We start from the raw sequence: 22,695 nt of genomic DNA, 5'->3' as shown, positions 1-22,695 counted from the left end.
ATATGAGAAACTTTAAATTTTTAGGCGTGTCGTTTTTGTTGGCAATCACTGCCGCTACTTCTGGAACTGCACAAAATCCTATTATACAAACAAAATATACTGCCGATCCGGCTCCGATGGTATATAACGATACCGTTTTCCTTTATACAACCCATGATGAGGATGATGCCGAAGGATTCAAAATGTTGGACTGGTTGCTTTATACCTCCACTGATATGGTGAATTGGACCGATCACGGAGCGGTCGCTTCTCTGAAGAGTTTTGATTGGGTGAAACGTGATAATGGTGCCTGGGCAGAACAGGTCATCGAACGTAATGGCAAGTTTTACATGTATTGCCCGATTCACGGTAATGGTATTGGCGTATTGGTATCCGACTCTCCTTACGGTCCTTTTAAAGACCCTTTGAATAAACCATTAGTTTGGCAAAAAGAGCATTGGGATGATATTGACCCTACCGTATTTATTGATGATGACGGACAAGCGTATATGTATTGGGGCAATCCGAATGTTTATTATGTGAAACTGAATGAAGATATGATTTCATATTCGGGGGAAATAGTCAAATTGGCTGATAAACCGGAACATTATCAGGAAGGTCCGTGGGTATATAAACGTAACGGTCATTATTATATGGCTTTTGCTTCTACTTGTTGTCCGGAAGGGATTGGCTATGCTATGAGCGACAAAGCTACCGGACCATGGAGTACAAAAGGATATATTATGCGTCCAACGGAAAGAACCAGAGGAAATCATCCCGGAATTATTGATTATAAAGGCAGTTCTTATGTGTTCGGCCTAAATTATGATTTGCTTCATCTGGAGACTTTCGACCATAAAGAACGTCGTTCGGTATCTGTTGCAAAAATGCATTATAATCCGGATGGAACCATTAAGGAAGTTCCTTATTGGCAGGAGACGAAACTGGAACAGATTGAAAACTTTAATCCTTACCGTAGAGTGGAAGCCGAAACGATGGCTTGGGGATATGGTCTGAAAGCTGAAAATCATAAGAATGGTGGTTTGTATATAACCGATATTGATGATAATGAATATCTGTGTGTGCGTGGTGTCGACTTTGGCAAGAAGGGAGCAAAGAAATTCAGTGTAAGCGCAGCTTGTGTTGAAAAAGGCGGAATGATAGAAATTCGTCTGGACAGCACGGAAGGTCCGGTAATAGGCTGTGTCAGTATATCACCAACAGGAGGACTGGATATATATAAACAGATGTCATGCCGGATAAAGAATGCAAAGGGTGTACATGATCTTTATTTCTGCTTTAAAGGAGAGAAAGGAAACAAACTTTTCAATCTGGATTATTGGGAATTTGAATAGCTTTTATTCAAAAAAATGAGATTGTAATGTGCTTATAATCAGCATAATTATTTGGGTGTGCTACAAGGGGAAAGATAGATGTAACATTGAAAATGAAGATGTTATTTAGGAAAAGAAGCCCGTAACATAATTATGTTTGTAGTTTTATAAGCTGGCATATCTTTGCAGAAAAAGATCAGTAATTCATATTTGATTATAAAGAAAATAAGAGGTATTATGAAGAATACACAGGTAATACAATTAATGTCAATCGTCCGGCTCTCCATATTTATGTTGGGGATAACAATGATGTCATGTAACTCAAAGAAAGAACAACAATTACCGGCTATTGGAAAATCTGTGGCTCTCTTTGATTATTTTTCTTATAAAGGAAATGATGATTTTTATATTTCCAATCCTCTGTCAGGTGAAGACTATTTCTATAATCCTATTTTGCCGGGATGGTATTCTGATCCTAGTGTTTGTACAAATGGAGAAGGTGATTATTTCCTAGTAACATCTACATTCACTTATTTCCCCGGTGTTCCTATTTTTCACAGCAAAGACTTGGTGAATTGGAAACAGATAGGGCATGTGTTGAACCGTGCTTCGCAATTAGTGAATATGGAAGGACAGAAAGTGAGTGGTGGTATTTTTGCTCCGGCTATTTCTTATAATCCGTATAACAAGACATATTATATGGTAACAACCAATGTCGGAGCCGGAAATTTCTTTGTTAAGACGCAAGACCCGTTTGGTGAATGGTCGGAACCCGTCATGTTGCCGGAGGTCGGAGGTATTGATCCTTCTTTCTTTTTTGATGAAGATGGTAAGGCATATATTGTTAATAATGATGAGGCTCCGGATAATAAACCTGAATATAGCGGCCACCGTACTATACGCATACAAGAGTTTGATGTGAAAACAGATAAGACGATCGGTCCTCGTAAGATTCTTGTAAACAAAGGAGCTCAACCGGCAGACAAACCAATTTGGATAGAAGGTCCTCATTTATATAAAATAAATGGAAAGTATTTCTTGATGTCCGCCGAAGGTGGAACGGGTAACTGGCATTCGGAAGTGATTTTCCGTGGTGATTCTCCGATGGGTAAATTTCTTCCATGGAAAAACAATCCGATTCTGACGCAAAGACATTTGAATTCTGACCGTCCTAATTCGGTAACCTGTGCTGGTCATGCAGACTTGATTCAAACAAAAGAGGGAGATTGGTGGGCTGTTTTTCTGGCTTGTCGCCCTATTAATAATCAGTTTGAGAATTTGGGACGTGAAACATTTATGATGCCGGTGAAATGGAGTGAAGATGGATTCCCGTACATGACACAAGGAGATGATTTAGTACCTATGATTGTAAAACGTGAAGGTGCGAAACGCGATACGATAGTTACTTATGGTAACTTCGAGTTAATAGAGAACTTTGATTCTCCTGTACTTGATATGACTTGGATGACTTTGAGAGCTTCTGCTTCCGATTTATATTCATTGACGGAAACACCCGGATACCTGACCTTGAAGTGTGCAGATATTAGCTCTACGGAAAAGAAAACTCCGGCATTTGTCTGCCGTCGGTTACAACATCATAAATTTGAATGTGCTACCCGTATGTTGTTCAATCCTTCTAACGATAAGGAAACAGCCGGAATGTTATTGTTTAAAGATGAGGCGCATCAATATTTCTTCTGCTTGAATAAAGTGGGTGAGAATAAAAATATTTCTCTGAAACAAATCGGTGAAAAGGAACAGACATTGGCTTCAGATGAAATAGACGCAGATACAAATGAGGTATATTTGAAATTAGTATCTCAAGGAATTGGTTACGACTTCTATTATTCTATTGATGGTGAAAAAAGCTGGAAACTGCTTTGTAAAGATGTAGATTCCAGTTATCTCTCTACTACAACGGCTGGTGGATTTACCGGTACTACAATTGGATTATACGCTACTTGCAAATAATTATTTTTTTTATATAAATCTAATACTAGCAACTATGGGTGATATTTATAATGATAGCTAATGCAATTAAAAAAGAATGATGATTAGAAAACAATGTAGTTAATTAACATCTTAAACTAATGGTAATGAAAAATGTAACGAAGAAAATTCAAAAAATTCCTTACCTGTTTCTCCTTATGTTGTTTAGTTTTGTAACAGCATCAGCACAGAAAGGGATAACGGTGAGGGGAACGGTTCTTGACAGTAATGGTGAGACAATCATTGGAGCCTCAGTAACTTTAAAAGGTAATAGTTCAATAGGTACAATCACAGATATAGATGGCAATTTTGTATTGACTGTGCCCGGTGAGAAGTCTGTCCTTATTGTTTCGTATGTAGGAATGAAACCGCAGGAAGTAAAAGTGGTTTCTAAAGGTCTTATTAAAGTAACATTGGAAGATGACACCAAGCAACTGGAAGAAGTGGTTGTGGTGGGTTACGGACAACAAAAGAAAGCGTCTGTGGTAGGTGCTATTGCACAAACCACTGGTGAGACATTACAGCGTGCAGGTGGTGTGTCGAATGTGGGTGCGGCATTGACGGGTAATTTGCCGGGTGTGGTGACTTCTGCCTCTACTGGTATGCCGGGTGACGAAGACCCGAAAATTGTAATTCGTAGCGTTAGCTCGTGGAATAATAGCGAACCGCTTATCCTTGTGGACGGTATCGAACGTCCGATGAGCAGTGTGGACATGAGTTCTGTACAGTCTATATCTGTATTGAAGGATGCGTCGGCAACTGCTGTTTATGGTGTGAAGGGTGCCAATGGTGTCATTCTTGTAACCACTAAGCGCGGTAACGAAGGTCGGGCCAAGATTGACGTAAGTATGAACATGACGGCTAAAGTGGTTTCTGCTCTGCCGGGAAGAATGGAGTCGGCGGATGCGTTGTATGTGCGTAATCAGGCTGCCGAATATGAGTTAGGCTTGAATCCTGCTTCTTGGAATAAAATATTGCCGATGGAGACGATTGACAAATATCGCCATCCTGCTAATTTGGAAGAGGCCGAACGTTATCCGAACGTTGACTGGCAGAAAGAGCTTTTCAAAGATTATGCCATGTCATACAATCCGAGCATCAACCTGTCGGGTGGTACACGCCACGTCAAATATTTCGCTGCGGTAGACTTTCTGCATGAAGGTGACTTGTTCCGCGAATGGGACAATAACCGTGGTTATCAGGCAGGTTACGGATTCAACCGTATTAATGCACGTAGTAATTTGGACTTCAAGATTACCAAAACTACCGTATTGAAAGCCAATATTTTCGGTTCTTACGGTGTGAAGAAATCACCGTGGGGAGTTGCCGACGATTCATTTGGTGCCTCGCAGTTGTGGCAGGCTGCCTACAGTTCTCCGTCAGACGCTTTCTTGCCCCGTTATTCCGACGGTACGTGGGGATACTACAAGCCCAATTCGCAAGGTGCGCCGAACTCTGTGTTGAATCTCGCCAATGCAGGCTATGAAATGCTTACTACTACCCGCGTCAATACTGACTTTGTATTGGAACAGGATTTGAGTTTCCTCGTAAAAGGATTACGTGCAAGTGCCATGATTTCGTGGGACAACGTGTTTGTGGAAGCCGGTCGTGGTGTCAATGACTTGAATCACGGGACGCAGACCAAATGGATAGATCCGGAAACAGGCGAGGTGCATTATAGCAACGCGCAAACCGACTCTAAAACCGGACTCGATTTTCAGGAAGGTATCTTGTGGTCTACAGCAGGTGGTGCTGTGCGGGACTGGTCTACTCAACGCAATCTTTTTTATCAAGGACAATTGTCATGGAGCGGCAAGTTCGGTGACCACGATGTCAGCGCCATGGGAGTGTTCAACCGTACCGAACGAAGCACTGGTAGCGAATTCCCTCACTATCGTGAAGACTGGGCGTTCCGCGCCACTTATAGTTATGGCAACCGTTATTTCTTGGAATACAACGGTGCATACAACGGTTCCGAGAAGTTTAGTCCCGACTATCGTTTCGAGTTGTTTAACTCAGGTGCGTTGGGCTGGATGATAAGCGAAGAAAGATTCTTCAAGCCTCTCCGTAAGTGGGTAGATATGTTGAAAGTACGTTATTCTATCGGTGAGGTAGGTGACGATAATCTTGGTATTCGTTTTCTATATGCTACACAGTGGGCTTACGGAGGTAAGTCTTTCCACGGTTTGAACAATCGAACCGAGTCTCCTTACACTTGGTACAAGGAAGCTACGGTAGGTAATCCCGATGTACATTGGGAAACAGCTTTGAAGCAGAATATCGGTGTTGATTACGCTTTCTTCGATGGTTTGCTTGCCGGTAGTTTGGAATTTTTCTATGACAAGCGTTCGGACATTCTTGTAGCCGGCGACAAACGTGCCACTCCCGGTTATTTAGGAATTTCCGCCCCGGCTGCCAACTTAGGACGCGTGCGTACGAAAGGATACGAATTGGAACTTCGTGTAAATAAAACATTGAACAACGGTCTTCGTCTGTGGGGTAACTTCAATATGACTCATGCTGAAAACAAGATTCTCAAATACGATGACCCTGTGTTGCGTCCCGCATACCAGAAGTCGGAAGGATTTGCCATCGGACAAGACCACGCTCATCTTACGGCAGGATTTGCCAACACGTGGGACGAAGTATTCGCCATGCCTACACACAATACGATGAACGATCAGAAATTGCCCGGACAGTATATCACTATGGACTATAATGGTGATGGCGTGATAGATGCCAACGACAGCGCTCCTTACGGCTATACGGGTACTCCCGAAAATACGTACAACGCTACTATCGGATTCGATTACAAGGGATTCAGCTGCTTTGTACAGTTCTATGGAGTGACCAACGTCAACCGTTATGTGGGTTTTACTTCCTTGCACAATAACGTGAATACTGTATTCGACGAAGGAGTATTCTGGTCGAAAGATCGTTTTGATGCAGATGCTCCCATGCCTCGTATCAATTCTACTCCGAGTTATTATGAAGGTACTCGCTTCCATTACGACGGTTCGTTTATTCGTCTGAAGAATGCTGAAGTGGCTTACACTTTTACACAACCTTGGGTAAAGAAAATTGGATTGAACAGATTTAAAATATTCCTGAACGGAAACAACCTTTGGGTATGGTCGCGTATGCCGGATGACCGCGAATCGAACTTTGCAGGTACGGGATTGGCTTCGCAAGGTGCTTATCCTACTGTACGTCGTTTCAATCTAGGTATTAAATTTGACCTTTAAAACATCATCGAATTATGAAAAAATACATTATAAAATATGCTGTAATGGCTTGTTTGAGTCTCGGATTGACGGGTACGACTGCTTCGTGTACCGACTATCTGGACAAGGCACCCGAATCGGATGTCACTCCGGAAAATGCCTTTAAGGACTTCCACAATTTTCAGGGATTTGTAGAAGAGCTTTATGCTTGTATTCCCGACATGGCCAAACAATACTGGTCAAACTCTTGGAACTGGGGTGAAGACGAAGTGATTGGTGTAGACTGCAATTATCACATGGGCTATAAAGTGGACCAAGGCGACTTTTGGGGGTGGCAGGCTGAACACGACGGCTGGGGGGCCGGATTTATGGATTGCAAAACTCTGAATCTGGACTTTACTACTCCGAACGACGGATTCAGATGGAACCGCGACTTGTGGCCCGCTTCTTGGTACGGAATCCGTAAATGTAATACGGGATTAGCAAATCTGGACCTGCTTACCGATGCAACGCAGGAACAGAAGAACGCCATTGCCGGACAGCTTTATTTCTTCCGCGGGTGGTTTCATTTCATGCTGATACAATATTTCGGCGGATTGCCTTATATAGATAAGGTGTTGCCTCCCAACGAAACATTCAACGAGCCGCGACTCAGCTATCACGAATGTGCCGACAAGGCTGCCGATGATTTCCGGATGGCTGCCGATCTGCTGCCTATTGATTGGGACAAGACATCTATCAGCCCGAGCACGAAAGGATACAACCAACTGCGCATCAACAAAATCATGGCACTGGGCTATTTAGGTAAAAACTACCTGTGGGCAGGAAGTCCGTTGATGAACAAGGTGTCCACAGGAAGCGAATCCTACAATCAGGAATATTGCCGGAAGGCTGCCGAAGCGTTCGGGGAGTTGCTTACGCTGGTAGAGAACCGACAGACGCAATATAGCTTGGTGGACTTTGAGGACTATTCCGACCTCTTCTACACATACGGAAAGAATGCCCAAATGCCGGGTTCTACAGAAGCATTGTTCAGAGGATTGGTGGCAGATGGCTGGCAAAACTCAACTTTTGGTTTAGCTCTTCAGTTTGTGCCTGCCAGCTATAAGAAAGATAACAATCCGCAACTCTCGCCCACAGCCAACTATGTACACTATTACGGTATGGCAAATGGATTGCCGCTCGACGACCAGGAATCCAAGTGGGACAAGACTCATCCTTGGAAAGGACGCGACCCACGTTTCTATCATGATATTCGCTTCGACGGTTCGCCTATGGTATCTGATGCAAAAAAAGATTCGGAGGAGGTCGGTGACTTAGCCGTTGCATCCCTCTACACAGGCGGAAACGCCCGTGACGACCAGTTCGGAAGCCGTACCGGATTCCTGCTTGGCAAGTTTATTCCGGTGACAGCCAATAAATGGGATGATGGCTGGGGATGGAGTCCGCAGATGCATATCTATTGCAGCTATATGCGTCTGGCAGACATTTATCTGATGTATGCTGAAGCTGCGGCAAATGCTACCGGCTCGTCTACAGGAAAGTCAACCAACTGTACACTTACGGCACTGGCCGCAGTCAACACCATCCGCAAACGTGCGAGAGTAGAAGGTGTCAATGCCAAATATACCGGTTCAATCGATCTGTTCAACAGTGAGATTCGCCGCGAACGTGCGGTAGAACTTGCATACGAAGGACACCGTTTCACTGACTTGCGTCGCTGGTTGCTTATCGACAAGAAACCTTATACCGAAAAGACTGCTGTCGATTTCCAACGGGTAGGCGACCTTGCCGAGAACCCTCAGGAAACAGCTGTAAGCGGCTATACATATCGGGTAATCGTGACGCGTAATTTCACGGAGAAGCATTACTGGTTGCCTCTGAAATTGTCTGACGTGACCTTGTATCCGGAGTTCTATCAGAATCCGGGATGGTAAACAAGTGACTTATTAAACGAAATAGAATATCATGAAACAAATTCATAAAAATATAATTCTTAGCGCCGGACTATTGTTTGCTTCTGCCGGGCTGATGGCTCAGACGGATGTGGAGAAGACTGATACATTGGCTCAGAAAGTGAATGTGGCTTTCCGCACAGTGGACCGGGCGGATTTGATGGGTGGTGTCTCGTCCGTCAATGTAGAGGAACTGACTAATAAAAGTTATTCGCTGTACAGTCTCGACAATATGCAATCTTTAGTGGGAGGTTACAACGGACAATTATGGAACATGGGCGAAGCGTTGGTATTGGTAGACGGAGTTCCTCGTGAGGCAAACAACATTCGTCCTACCGAAATAGCCCAAATCACATTCCTCAAAGCAGCGCAAGCCGTGGTGCTTTACGGCAGCCGTGGTGCGAAGGGAGTCATTCTTATCACCACGAAGCGCGGATGCGATAAAGACTTGCGGGTGAGTGCGCGTGCCAATGCCGGTATCAATGTGCCTAAAAGTTATCCTAAATATCTGGCTTCTGCCGAATACATGACGTTGTATAACGAGGCGTTGCGTAACGACGGGTTGGATCCCGCTTTCTCGGATGAGCAGATTTACAACTATGCAAGCGGAAGTAACCCTTACCGTTATCCGAACATCAACTTCTTTTCCGACGACTATATTCGGAAGACAAGTCAGGACTATAACGGAGTGGCCGAGTTTTCGGGCGGCGGACGCTACGCCAACTTCTATACGAACATCGGTTACGAGAGTTCCAACGACTTGCTCAACTTCGGTGAAAGTAAGAACAACCGCAACTCGCGCCTGAATATCCGCGGTAATGTGGATTTGCGTATGAACGACTGGATCAGCGGTTGGGTAAATGCAAATGCTATCTTCTACGATTCCCGTCACGATAAGGCAGACTACTGGGCTAACTCGGCTACGTTACGTCCGACTGCTCCCGGTTCGGCGCCTCTTGTACCTTTCATTCCCATTGAGTTTGTCGATAAAAACGATGCTGCTTCGTGGACGTTGATCAATAATAGCAATTACCTTATTGACGGCAAATATCTATTGGGAGGTACGCAGTTGAACATGACTAATCCTTTTGCTGCCATGTATGCGTCCGGTTATCAGAAAGCTACTTCACGTCGTTTCCAGTTTGATGCGGGAATCAACCTCGATTTGTATAAAGTACTGAAAGGATTGTCATTCCGTACACAGTTCTCCGTAGACTACGGAACTTCTTACATCACTTCTATCGACGACGACTATGCAGTGTATGAAGCCTCTTGGAACAATGCTTTCGGAGGCGACCGTATTACTTCATTGACCAAGTACAATATGGACAAGCATACCGGTACGCAAAACGTATCGGGCAGTACGGCGTATCAGACCATTTATTTCTCTGCACAGTTCGGCTATCAGAACACTTTTGCCGACAATCATCATGTGAATGCATTGTTGTTGGCTCAAGGCAGCCAGCAGACCTATTCGGGTACCTACCATCGCACTAGCAATTCCAACTTGGGTTTGCAACTCGATTATAACTATGCCGGTAAGTATTACGCCGATTTCAGCATGGCAGCGGTTCATTCCGCTAAATTGCCCGAAGGCAACCGGATAGGACTTTCGCCTTCGTTTACGTTGGGATGGCGTCTTTCCGAAGAGGGTTTCCTCAAAGATGCCGATTGGCTCGATAACCTGAAACTGATGGCAGGCTATAGTGTGCTCAATCAGGATTTGGATATCAGTGATTACTACATGTATGCTACCAAGTTTACACAGGCAGGTACGTGGTGGGGATGGAGCGAGGTAAACAACTCGATGCAGACCACCGACTTCCTGCAAGGTGGAAACCCCGACCTCGGCTACATCAAGCGTAAGGAATTTACGGTAGGATTGGACGCTTCTCTTTGGAAGGGATTGGTGAGACTTAATGCCAATTACTTCGTAACCAATACCGAAGGATTGCTGGCGCAGCCCCAAAATTATCCGTCTTATTTCCAGACTTATTATCCGAAGTCCGATATGCGTCCTTATATCAACATGAACAACCAACGTCGTACGGGTGTGGACTTGAGTGTAAACGTGGGCAAAAAGCACGGCGACTTTGAATGGAATGTGGGGCTTGTGGGTATGTACTACACCTCCAAGAACACCAAATGGGACGAGAATGTGAAATATGACTGGCTGAAAGCCGAAGGTGAGGCGATTGATGCTTTGCGCGGATATCAATGCATCGGATTCTTCAAAGACGCTGCCGATGTGGAAAGCTCGGCAAAGGTGAATGCTAATACCAAACCCGGTGATTTGAAGTATGTAGACCAAAACAACGACGGTGTCATCAATGAGCAAGACCAGGTGGTATTGGGCAAGTGGGGTGCTTCCTGGGTGATGGGTCTCAACCTGACTGCCAAGTACAAAGGCTTCACATTGTTTGTGGCAGGCACCGGATCGTTTGGTGGCAAAGGACTGAAGAATAATAGTTATATGCACGTGTATGGCGATCGCAAATATTCTGAAGTGGTTCGCGGACGCTGGACGGAAGAGACGGCAGATATCGCCACATACCCGCGTCTTACCACACAAGGTGGCGACCTGAACTTTGTGGCTTCCGACTTCTGGTTGTACGACACTTCACGTTTCGATTTGAACCGTGTTCAATTGTCTTACGACTTCCCGGCTGCTATGCTGAAAGGCAAACTTGTGAAAGGTTTACAAATCTATGCCAACGGAACAAGTCTGTTGACCTTGGCGAAGGAGCGTAAATATATGGAGATGAATGTAGGGACTTCTCCCCAATGCCGTTCGTACGCACTGGGTGTAAAGGTAGACTTTTGATGGGTCTCTCGTTGTAGAATATAAAAATATAGAATAAATAAGTCATGAAGAAAATTATAACAATATGTGCCTTTGCCGCTTGTCTGACCGGATGCGATGACTTGTTCGAACCGGCTATCGAGAACAACCTCGGACTGGAATATATGTACGAGAATTCGCAATATGCCGAAGGAATACTGGCAAATGCCTATACACGCATACCCTGCGCAGGCTATTCTTTCAACGACGTGGCTACCGATGACGCTGTGAGCAATGATGCGGAAAACAGCTGGCGTAAAATAGCCTCCGGCATGTGGACGGCAAACAACAATCCTGCCGACCGTTGGACTTCCTGCCGTTCCGCCATACAGTATATCAATCTTTTCCTTGCCAATGCCGACAAGGTGAAATGGGCGAAAGACGAAGTGGTGGCGCAGATGTTCTGCGACCGTGAGAAAGCGGAAGCCTATGGCTTGCGTGCCATGTATATGTATTACCTCCTCGAAGCCCATGCGGGCTATACCGAAGACGGTGTGTTGATGGGGGTGCCCATCCTGACCGAACCGGAAGCAGCCGGATCCAATTTCAATGTGCCCCGCAGCACATTTGTAGATTGCATGAAGGCGTTGAAAGAAGACGCCCGGTTGGCACTCGAAGGATTGCCTTGGGAATATGGTGACGCAGCGGAAATGCAACGCTTGTCTGCTAAATATGCAGGAGCAGACCAAGGCAAAGTCACCCGTGTGTTTGGCGCAAACTTTATCGGACGTATGTCCGGAAAGGTGGTGGAAGCGTTTGTGGCAAAAGCGGATTTGCTCGCTGCCAGTCCGGCATATAGTGACCAGTCAGGCGTTGATTGGAAAACGGCTGCTGCTAGTGCTGCAAAGGTGCTGAATCATATCGGAGGGGTAGACGGTATGGATCCTACCGGATGGACATGGTATTGCAATGTAGATGATATTGAAAAACTTAGCCCAACCGAATCACCTGCTGAAATTCTGTGGCGTGGTGAACGTGCCAAATCCCTCTCGCTCGAAGAAGATAACTTCCCGCCCACACTCTACGGTAACGGACGTATCAACCCAACTCAAAATCTGGTGGATGCATTCCCGATGCTGAACGGTTATCCGGTGTCTCATCTGTCCGGCGAATATGATGAAAATCTTCCGTATGCCAACCGTGACCCGCGCTTGGAAGCATACATTCTCTATAATGGTTGTAAGGCAGGCAATACGAATAAGGAAATCTTTACGGCAGCCGACGGAACTACCAATGATGCACTGAACAAGGTGGTAGGACGTTCTACCCGTACCGGATACTATCTGCGCAAACTGTTGCGTCAGGACATCAGCCTCGACCCGAATGCGAAAGCCGACCAGTATCATTACACACCGCGCATCCGCTATACCGAGATATTCTTGGCGTATGCCGAGGCGGCAAATCAGGCGTACGGTCCGCAAGATAAAGGAGGCAACGGCTATTCTGCTTATGATGTGGTGAAAAAGTTGCGCCACCGTGCCGGCATCGGTCGCGACAATGGTGATGCTTACTTGGAATCCATCAAGAACGATCAGGCAAAGATGGCGGAACTCATCCGCAACGAACGTCGCATCGAACTTTGTTTCGAAGGTTTCCGTTTCTGGGATTTGCGCCGCTGGAAGAGCAATCTGACCGAAACCGCTAAAGGGATGAATATCAGTGGAACCCGTTATACTCCAATGGAGGTAGACAAACGCTCGTTCAGTGAGTATATGTATTACGGTCCTATTCCTTATTCGGAAGTTCTTAAGTATGACGAACTGAAACAGAATCAGGGTTGGTAAACCGATAGTGTAAATTTAATAAAATGCTAAAGCATACAATGATTATGAATAAGACAATAATGAAATGCATGGTCCTTGGCTTGTTGTTTGCCGGCTGTGAAAACGGAGACAAAGAATTCGACGATTACGAATATCAGACCATCAGTTTTGCTACTCAGACTCCTATACGCACCATCACATTGGGCGAAGATGTATATCCTACCGAACAAGACAATGAATATCGGATGCAGATCATCGCTACATTGGGCGGTGTGTGGTCAAACCGCAAAGAGCGCACAGCACAGATTGTTATCGATGAAAGTTTGTGTACCAATGCTTATTTCGACAATGGCAAGCCGATACTTCCTATGCCTAAGGAATATTATACTTATTCTTCGGAACAGGTGGTATTTCCCAAAGGAGACATTTATGGACGTATGGACATACAGTTGACCGATGCTTTCTTCAATGATCCTCTCACGCCCGAACTCACCTATGTCATTCCGGTACGGTTAGCACAGGCTTCAGACTCTATCTTGGCGGGCAAACCTAAAGTTGAGTCTCCCAATCGCTTGAATGTGGCAGACTGGGACGTGCTTCCCAAAGACTATGCGCTTTATGGGGTGACCTACAAAAACAAGTATGAGGGCGTTTGGTTGAGTCGTGGCACAGACCAGCTCGACATCAATGGCAACACTTCTACGCTCAACCGTAACCCGCAGAATATAGAGAAAGCAGACCAACGTACATTGGGAACTATTGCCCTCAACAAAGTGCGTTATCCTCTTTCGCTTTCGGTGGATGTGGTGAATGAGAAAGGCGAATCTTCCAAGCAAACGTTGACAATGGACTTGGTGATAACGGTTGACGACAACGGCAATTGCTCCATCACTACCGACACACCGGGGGCTCAGGCAAGCGGTTCGGGCAAGTGGACCTATCATGGTGCCAAGAAAGCGTGGGGCGACAAAGACCGCGACCTGTTCGAACTGACCTATGAAGTGACTTATGCGCCTTATGTGTTGAATGCTGTGACCGGTGAAACGGGCACTGCCAAATGTAGCAGCACGGACGCGCTGGTGTCACGCGACAGACAGAGCAAATTTGAAACTTTTAACGTGAAGTTGAAGTGAACCGCAATCTAAACAATTTAAGAAAACTACATGAAGATGAATAGAAAAAATAATATGGTATGGGGCACGCTGGTAGCAGCTTTGCTGGCTTCTTGCGTGGATACCGAGATTGCCGATGTCACGGTGACAAAACCGGAGTCGATAGCGCAATACGAGTATCTGAATGATTATGCCCCGCTGAAATCGTACATAGACCGTGCAGCTAATCCCGATTTTAAATTGGGATTAGCGTTGGCAGCCAACGAATTTATCGAAGGAGGATTGGTATTTCGTTTAGCGGAAGCCAACTTCGACGAAGTGACCGCAGGCAATGCGATGAAATATGCTTCGTGTGTGAACGATAAAGGGGAGATGAATTTCGAAACTGTGGATAAATTTGTCACTGCCGCCCAAGCTGCCGGAATTACTATATATGGACATACATTGGCTTGGCATGCACAGCAGAATAATAAGTATTTGAATTCTTTGATTAAAGACAAAGAATTGCCGCCCTCTGTAGGAGAAGGAAATTGTTTGCATATCAATACTTCTGAAGCGAAGGCGAATCCATGGGATTGGCAAAATTACTATGATTTGGAATCTCCTCTTTTACAAGGGAAATCTTATGTATTCTCTATGAGAACCAAGGCTTCATCAGCTGTGACATTTCCGCTTTGGATAGAAACACCGAATGCTGGTAATACACATTATGGCATACCACAGATTTCAGCAGGAACTACATGGAGCACAATAAGCATTGAATTTACACCTAATAGTGATTGTTCTCGTTTGTTATTCAATTTCGGACAGTTTGGAGGAGATCTTTGGTTTGATGACATGGTGCTGGTTGAAAAAGGTTCTGAGCAAAATATGATAAAGAACGGAACTTTTGAAGAAGGAAATCTGCCTTCTAATTGGTCTAAACCAAGTTGGCATGCGCATTCTTATTCAATTATACCTACACCGGGAGATGCGGCAGTAGAGATTTTAACTGACATCATTACTAATGGTGATGCGCAAGGCAGTGAAACTACCAATTTTGTTTCTACTCATGTGGGAGGAGCTAATGCTGCTTGCGATATTGTTGATGGAGTAGGTAAAGACGGTAGTCGTGCTTTCGTTGTTACTTCTGCTGGTGGAGGAACAAACAGTTGGGATACTCAATTCTTTTTGTATGCTGACCGTCCGTTGGTGGAAAATGATGTTGTACGTATCTCTTTCGATTATCGTGCAGATACACCCAATAATTCTGAGTCTCAGGCTCATGCTGCCCCTGGAGCTTATATTCATTATGATGGTGGGTGTGCTGTTAGTTTCACTACGGAATGGCAACACTTTGAAAAAACTATTACTATTAACACTACCCTTTCTCCTGAGGGAAACATGCAGACTTTTGCATGGAACTTGGATGTAGGCGCGCCCAATGCACCTGCTAATAAATATTATTTTGATAATATCAAATTGCAAATAGTTACTAAAGGTAACACTATTCCTCTTACTCCCGAAGAGAAAAAAGAAGCGCTTACTCGGGCAATGAACAATTGGATTGAAGGAATGATGAAAGCTACTGGTGGTTACGTGACTACTTGGGATGTAGTGAACGAAGCTATTTCAGGTGGTGGCAACGACGGTGAAGGTTTCTATGTCTTGCAATCTGCATCTAATGCCGGTGCTGACGCTGCCAATAATTTCTACTGGCAAGATTACTTGGGTAGTGAAGATTATGTTCGTATTGTTGTAGCTGCCGCCCGTAAATATTATGCAGAAAACGGTGGTGTTAAACCTCTCAAACTTTTCATCAACGATTACAATCTGGAATCCACTTGGGATAACAATCAGAAAGCCAAGAGCTTGGTACACTGGATAGAGAAGTGGGAATCTGACGGTGTGACAAAGATTGACGGTATCGGTACACAGATGCACGTGGCTTATCGCGCCAATGCTGCTGACCAGCAGAAGCAAGAAGAACATGTAGTGAAAATGTTTGAAATCTTAGCCAAGAGTGGCAAACTCGTGAAAGTATCTGAGCTGGATATGGGATATGTGGATGAAAGCGGCACTACGGTGTTGACAAAGGATATGACAGAAGAACAACATAAAGCGATGGCTGAATATTATAAGTTTATCGTGAAGAAATACTTCGAGATTATTCCTGTGGCACAGCAATACGGCATCACGCAGTGGTGTGCTACCGATGCTCCCGGTGCCCCCGGTGATTCTAACTGGCGTGGCGGTGAACCTGTAGGTTTATGGGATTCCAACTACAACCGTAAGCATACTTATGCCGGTTTTGCTGACGGATTGGCTGGTAAATAATAGAGATTGATAAGAAAAGGCAGCGGGGCATATAACATGAATCCGCTGCCTTTATTGTTTCAATAAAAGTCGGATAATAATGAAAAACATATTATTTATTTTAAGTTTGATTATTTGGTGTAGCTGTAGTAATGAAATTCTGTTTGATATAGATAAAGTAGGAGATATAGTTACAAGGGCTGCAAATTCGGATAGTACATATTGTTTTGGGGCTTCAGATTCGGATGTAGTGGAGGACTTTGTTATTAGTCCGAAGGATGACTCACAACCTCTTAGTAGAACTTTATGTTCCTATGTAGAGGTTAATGGAACAAAAACATTATTGCAACCTGAAATAGTGAGCGATCCTTCATGGTTGGATTATCTTATATGTTTTCAGTATTATGATATATATGTTCTATCGGTAGTAGCCCAGGACAATACTTCCTCTCTCAGAAGTGGAAAAATTGTATTGAAACAGCCGGGATCTAATAAAACATTAACAGTTGGTATTACTCAAAATGGAATTGATAATCGCATAATGATTTCAATGAAAGAACTGTATTCCAATCATCCTATTTTTACTGCCACGACAACTTATCCCGTAAAAAAAGATATAAGTTGCAGAATCCCATACGAAGCATACAATGATGGTGGAAAGTATGAGAGTAGTGCATCAATCACTATTCCTAAAGGGGAAACGAAAGGAACTTACGAAATGGATTATAACGGCTCTCCGTTAGTTTTTTATCATGGTGATATAAAAGGCTATAAATTGTATGAAGGAACTATCAGTGGTGACGGTATTTACAACTATAGTTTTTATCGCTATTGGTAGTATTGTTATTTTTGCAACAACTATTATGTAACATCAACATCATTATGAAAAAGATAATTTATTTGCTGGCATGGATAGGTGTGGCTTTGGCATCTTGTTCGGACGAAAGCTCTCTGCCTATACAACCGGAGATTCCTGCCGAACCGGAAACGCCTAAGGACGAACCTGCTCCGGAGAAAGACTATCATCAGTTGCCAGTGTTGCACGTAGAGGGGCGCTACCTTAAAAACGAAAAGGGCGAGACGGTCAATCTTCATGGATTTACACAGACCTACAGTCCCTTTTTTAACGACAACGCATGGACTAACTACGATGTGCAGTCGTGTCTTAGCTATAACAAACGTATGGTAGACGGGATTGTGGCTGCCGGATGGAAGTTCAACTTCGTGCGGATGCATCTCGACCCTTATTGGAGCGATGATACTTCAAAGCCGTTTGTGCGATACGAAGGACACGAACGCTTTTCCGAGACCCGTTTCCGCAAGTATCTCGACGAACTGTTTGTGCCGATGGCGGAGTATTTTGTATCTAAGGGAATGTATGTGGTGATGCGCCCGCCCGGGGTATGCCCCAACGAAGCTCCTTATCAGGGAATAGAGGTGGGCGATAGCTATCAACAGTTTCTGCTTAACGTGTGGGACATCGTTTCGCAACACCCCAAAGTGAAGAACAATACGGACATCATGTTCGAACTAGCCAATGAGCCGGTCAACATCAAAGGGACCGACGGAGCCTATGGCAGCACCTCCGATGCCTGCTTTGCCAATGCAAAGATTTACTTCCAGTCCATTGTAGACAAGATAAGGAGCCATTGCCGTAATATCATTTGGGTGCCAGGCTTGGCCTACCAGTCGCAGTATGCCGGGTATGCCACCCACCGCATCGAGGGCGATAACATTGGCTTTGCCGTGCACTGCTATCCCGGATGGTATGGCAGCGATGCCGAAAAAGACAGTGGCGAAGGAATCGGCTCTTCTACCGGTGGCGGCTACGAGTCCTTCCAGCGCGGATGGGATAAGCAAGTAGGTCCGGTGGCGGCGATTGCCCCCATCATGGTGACGGAAATAGATTGGGCACCTTTGAAATACGATGCTACTTGGGGAAAAAGCATCACAGGCGAAGCCGGTGGCAAGGGGTTCGGCGCCAACTTCAAGTATATAGCCGACAATGCGGGAAATGTGTCGTGGCTCTTTTTCACTACAAGAAGCCACGAGCTGGCAGCGTTTAAGGACGTGCCGGGTACAGAGGGCAACTATACGTTCCTCAACGATCCCGAAGCCTGTCCGTGGGCAATGTATCATTGGTTCAAGGAGTATGCCGAAGGAGTGACCGTCAATGGCGAGCCCGAGAGACTGGAACTGATGGGCGAGCAGGCGACACGCTCGTTGCAGATGGGAGGAGTGCACTACCTGAAAGTGAAGGCGGTGTATAAAGATGGCACCTCGCGAATGGTGACTGCCGAGGCGACTATCAATAGTTCGGACGAACAAGTGCTGAAGGTGGAGCCGACTGGCAAACTGGTGGCAGTGGCACCAGGCAATGCTACGGTAACGGTGACTTATCGCACAGCAGCGGGAAACAGCATGCAACAGACATTGCAGGTGACGGTGGTTTCGCCTTTTGTGCTGACGGAAGACGTGTTTGACCCTTCGATATGGGAAGAAGGCACCTTTGACGAAACGACCCGCACCTTGGTGACAGGCAAATATGGCTTTGGCGGATGGAAATACCCCGGCGGACTTGACTTGTCGGGCTACCGGAGGCTGACCGTGGAATTGGGCAACGACAACGAGTGCGGTGTCTCTTTCCGCCTTTTTGACAAGAACGACTACTGGACGAAGCCCGCCACCTACGATTTCGGACAGACACGCAGAGTGGTGGTAGATTTGCAGCAGATGAAAGATACTGACGGCAATAGGGTAGACCCGTCGCACCTCTACATTGTCGGGTTCTGGTCGACTGGTGGCAAGCCGATTGTGATAAGCAGCATGAAGTTGGAATAAATATAATATAGAAAGATAGTAAATGAAGAAGGTTTTATTGTTGAGTTGTTTGTTGTGTGCAAGCCTTTGCGCGGTTGCACAGGATGCAAACTTTTACATTTATCTGTGTCTGGGGCAGTCTAACATGGAAGGCAATGTCCGCTATGAAGCACAAGATACGCTGGTGGATGCACGCTTCCAAGTGTTGGCGGCGGTAGACAATAAAGAGTTGGGACGCGTGAAAGGCGAATGGTATCCCGCCCGCGCTCCGCTGTGCCGTCCGAACACCGGGCTGACACCGGCTGATTATTTCGGACGGACCTTGGTAGAAAACTTGCCCCCGCATGTGCGCATCGGAGTGGTGCACGTGGCGATAGGCGGGTGCCGGATCGAGCTTTTCCAGAAAGACAAATGCGAGGAGTATATCAAAACAGCTCCCGACTGGATGGTGAATACGCTGAAAGAGTATGACAACGACCCGTATACCCGTTTGGTGGAGATGGCACGCATTGCACAGAAAAGCGGTGTGATAAAAGGGATACTTCTACATCAGGGCGAGTCGAACACCGGTGACAAGGAGTGGCCCCAAAAGGTGAAGAGCGTATACGACAACCTGCTTGCTGACCTTCATCTGCAGGCTGACGAGGTGCCCCTGATTGCCGGTGAAGTGGTGAATGCCGACCACGGTGGTGTTTGTGCAGGCATGAACGAGGTAATTGCTATGTTGCCGCAGGTGATAAAGAACTGCGCTATTGTCTCCTCCAAGGGGTTGAGCTGTGCTCCCGACCATCTTCACTTCGATGCTGCCGGTTACCGGGTGCTGGGACGCCGCTATGCGGCACAGGCACTCCACCTGATGGGCATTGAACTTCCTTCGCCCGATGATGTGTGTAAGCACACAGTGGCAGCCCCCACCAATATGCACGGCAGCGACTTCCCTCGTATCGACAAGGACAACCGTGCTTATTTCCGTTGCTACGCTCCCGATGTGAAACGCTTGCAGGCAGACGTCTGCGGCAAGAAGTATGAGATGGCCATGGACGAGCACGGCTGGTGGAGCGTGAAGACCGACCCGCTGCCGGTGGGATTCCACTATTATTTCCTGTTGGTAGACGGATTCAGGGTGGTAGATCCCTCTTCGTGCACCTTCTTCGGTTGTTGCCGCATGGCGAGCGGCATCGAGATACCCGAAGGGGCAGAGGGCGATTACTATCGCCCGCAGCAAGTGTCGCATGGGCAAGTGCGCTCCTGCACCTATTATTCGGAAGCGAAGAAAGAGTTTCGTCGTTGCATGGTGTACACACCGGCAGAGTATGAGTCTCACCCCCAAAAACGCTATCCGGTGCTCTACTTGCAGCACGGCATGGGAGAAGATGAAACCGGCTGGAGCACGCAGGGAAAGATGAATCATATTATGGACAACCTGATTGCATCCGGTCAGTGTGTGCCGATGCTCGTGGTGATGGATAGCGGTGATGTGGAAGCTCCGTTCCGGCCGCGTCCGGGAAAAGATGTGAACGAGGAGCGGGCTTTGTATGGCGCCACCTTTTATGACGTTATTCTGAAAGACCTGATTCCTATGATAGACCGGACATTCCGTACGAAAACCGACCGCGAACACCGTGCTATGGCAGGACTCTCGTGGGGAGGACATCAGACTTTCAATACGGTTCTGCCTCATCTCGATAAGTTTTCTTATATCGGAAGTTTCAGCGGGGCGATTTTCGGTCTGGATATGAAGACTTGTTTTAACGGAGTGTTTGCGGATGCGGACAAGTTCAATAAGAAAGTGAATTATTTCTTCCTCGGCTGCGGCACGGACGAACAGATGGGCACGAAGCAGTTGGTGGAGTCTCTCCGCAAACTGGGCATCAACGTGGCTTATTATGAATCGCAAGGCACCGGCCACGAATGGCTCACATGGAGACGCTGTCTGAAAGAGTTTGTTCCACACTTGTTTAAACATTGAAAATGATATGAATCTGAAAGCAAAACTTGTGGCGGCATTATTGCTGCTTGGAGGTGCTCTACCCCATGAGGCAGGAGCGCAAAATCCGTTTGTGCAAACCTGTTATACGTCAGACCCTGCTCCTATGGTGCATGATGGCACATTGTATGTGTATACGGGACACGATGAAGACAAAGCGGATTTTTTCTGGATGCAGGAATGGCGTGTATATTCTACCAAAGATATGGTGAACTGGACCGATCACGGCTCTCCTCTTGCCATCGAATCATTCGACTGGGCGGACGACCGTGCCTGGGCAGCACAGTGCATCGAACGTAATGGTAAGTTTTATTGGTATGTCTGCCTGCATTCCAAACTTTCCAATACGATGGCAATCGGTGTGGCGGTAGGCGATTCGCCTGTCGGTCCTTTTAAAGATGCCATCGGCAAACCGCTTCATGACGGGAGCTGGGACTATATTGATCCTACGGTCTTCATTGATGATGACGGTCGTGCTTATCTGTATTGGGGAAATCCGAATATCTATTATGCAGAACTGAATGACGACATGATTTCCTTGAAAGGTGAAGTGGGCAAACTGGAACAGACTGTTGAGAGTTTTGGTGCACCTAATCCGGAAAAGCGTGTCAAAGGTGTTAAGTATAAAGATACTTATACAGAAGGTCCATGGCTTCATAAACGGGAAGGAAAATACTATCTTCTTTATGCTGCCGGAGGTGTACCCGAACATATTGCCTATTCCATGAGTGACGGACCTCTTGGTCCGTGGAAGTATATGGGAGAAATCATGCCTTTACAAGATACGGGTTCGTTTACTAACCATTGTGGAGTGATAGACTATAAAGGCAATTCTTATTTCTTCTATCATACGGGTAAGTTGCCGGGTGGTGGAGGCTTCGGGCGAAGTACGGCGGTGGAGCAATTTAAGTATAACGCTGACGGCACTTTCCCGATTATTAATGCTACCCGGGAAGGGGTGTCACCGGTAGGTACGCTCAATCCTTACGAAAGGGTGGAAGCTGAAACAATCGCTTTTTCTGAAGGTGTGAAGTCCGAACCAAATGTGAAAACCGGTATATATATATCTGAAATTCATAATGGAGATTATATAAAGGTACGTGAAGTGGATTTCGGCAATAAATCCCCCAAACGGTTCACTGCTACCGTTGCCAGTGCCCTTCGTGGCGGAACACTTGAAGTACGTACAGACAGTATAAGCGGACCATTAATTGCGGAACTGACTATTCCTTCAACGGGAGGTTGGGAATGCTGGAAAACATTGCAGACTGATATTGTAAAACCGGTCACAGGAATACAAGATATTTATTTTGTATTCAAAGGACGTAAAGGCTGCAAACTGTTTAACTTTGATTGGTACAAGTTTAACAGATAAACATGCTAGAGAGCAGTTGG

General features: G+C 45.8%; 12 protein-coding genes. All 12 read left to right on the top strand.

Annotated features, from left to right (window positions below; genetic code table 11):
* Nucleotides 1-2 precede the first annotated feature (2 nt).
* Nucleotides 3-1,334: a glycoside hydrolase family 43 protein gene (locus DW862_RS01030; protein WP_099146527.1), complete on the top strand. Its 1,332-nt coding sequence runs from the start codon at nt 3-5 to the stop codon at nt 1,332-1,334.
* Nucleotides 1,335-1,550: 216 nt separating this feature from the next.
* Entirely contained in the window at nt 1,551-3,284 is a 1,734-nt protein-coding gene (locus DW862_RS01025; protein WP_120067114.1) for a glycoside hydrolase family 43 protein, read from the top strand.
* Between the two features lie 119 nt (nt 3,285-3,403).
* Nucleotides 3,404-6,547, top strand: a complete 3,144-nt coding sequence (locus DW862_RS01020) for a TonB-dependent receptor (protein ID WP_004309630.1) — start codon at nt 3,404-3,406, stop codon at nt 6,545-6,547.
* Nucleotides 6,548-6,561: 14 nt separating this feature from the next.
* The gene (locus DW862_RS01015) at nt 6,562-8,463 is read left to right on the top strand and encodes a RagB/SusD family nutrient uptake outer membrane protein (protein WP_004309631.1); all 1,902 of its coding nucleotides are present in this window, start codon (nt 6,562-6,564) and stop codon (nt 8,461-8,463) included.
* A gap of 31 nt (nt 8,464-8,494) precedes the next feature.
* A complete protein-coding gene (locus tag DW862_RS01010; protein WP_004309632.1) occupies nt 8,495-11,305 on the top strand; it encodes a SusC/RagA family TonB-linked outer membrane protein in 2,811 nt (936 codons plus the stop codon).
* A 44-nt stretch (nt 11,306-11,349) separates the two neighbouring features.
* Complete coding sequence (locus tag DW862_RS01005) at nt 11,350-13,107, top strand: RagB/SusD family nutrient uptake outer membrane protein (protein ID WP_004309633.1); 1,758 nt, start codon at nt 11,350-11,352, stop codon at nt 13,105-13,107.
* Between the two features lie 44 nt (nt 13,108-13,151).
* Nucleotides 13,152-14,219: a DUF5627 domain-containing protein gene (locus DW862_RS01000; RefSeq protein ID WP_224262915.1), complete on the top strand. Its 1,068-nt coding sequence runs from the start codon at nt 13,152-13,154 to the stop codon at nt 14,217-14,219.
* A gap of 30 nt (nt 14,220-14,249) precedes the next feature.
* On the top strand, nt 14,250-16,514 hold the full coding sequence (locus tag DW862_RS00995; protein WP_015532249.1) for an endo-1,4-beta-xylanase: 2,265 nt from the start codon (nt 14,250-14,252) through the stop codon (nt 16,512-16,514).
* A gap of 79 nt (nt 16,515-16,593) precedes the next feature.
* Nucleotides 16,594-17,331, top strand: coding sequence for a hypothetical protein (locus DW862_RS00990; protein ID WP_004309636.1), 738 nt, complete (start codon nt 16,594-16,596; stop codon nt 17,329-17,331).
* A 44-nt stretch (nt 17,332-17,375) separates the two neighbouring features.
* Entirely contained in the window at nt 17,376-19,334 is a 1,959-nt protein-coding gene (locus DW862_RS00985; protein ID WP_022199311.1) for a cellulase family glycosylhydrolase, read from the top strand.
* Nucleotides 19,335-19,356: 22 nt separating this feature from the next.
* On the top strand, nt 19,357-21,282 hold the full coding sequence (locus tag DW862_RS00980) for a sialate O-acetylesterase (RefSeq protein ID WP_120067113.1): 1,926 nt from the start codon (nt 19,357-19,359) through the stop codon (nt 21,280-21,282).
* A 7-nt stretch (nt 21,283-21,289) separates the two neighbouring features.
* Complete coding sequence (locus DW862_RS00975) at nt 21,290-22,675, top strand: glycoside hydrolase family 43 protein (RefSeq protein ID WP_120067112.1); 1,386 nt, start codon at nt 21,290-21,292, stop codon at nt 22,673-22,675.
* The last annotated feature ends 20 nt before the right edge of the window (nt 22,676-22,695 follow it).

This window comes from Bacteroides sp. AM37-9 (assembly GCF_003603455.1).
Taxonomy (GTDB): Bacteria; Bacteroidota; Bacteroidia; order Bacteroidales; family Bacteroidaceae; genus Bacteroides; species Bacteroides xylanisolvens.
Note: the sequence above shows the minus strand (reverse complement) of the source record. Positions and strands in the feature narration are given on the sequence as shown.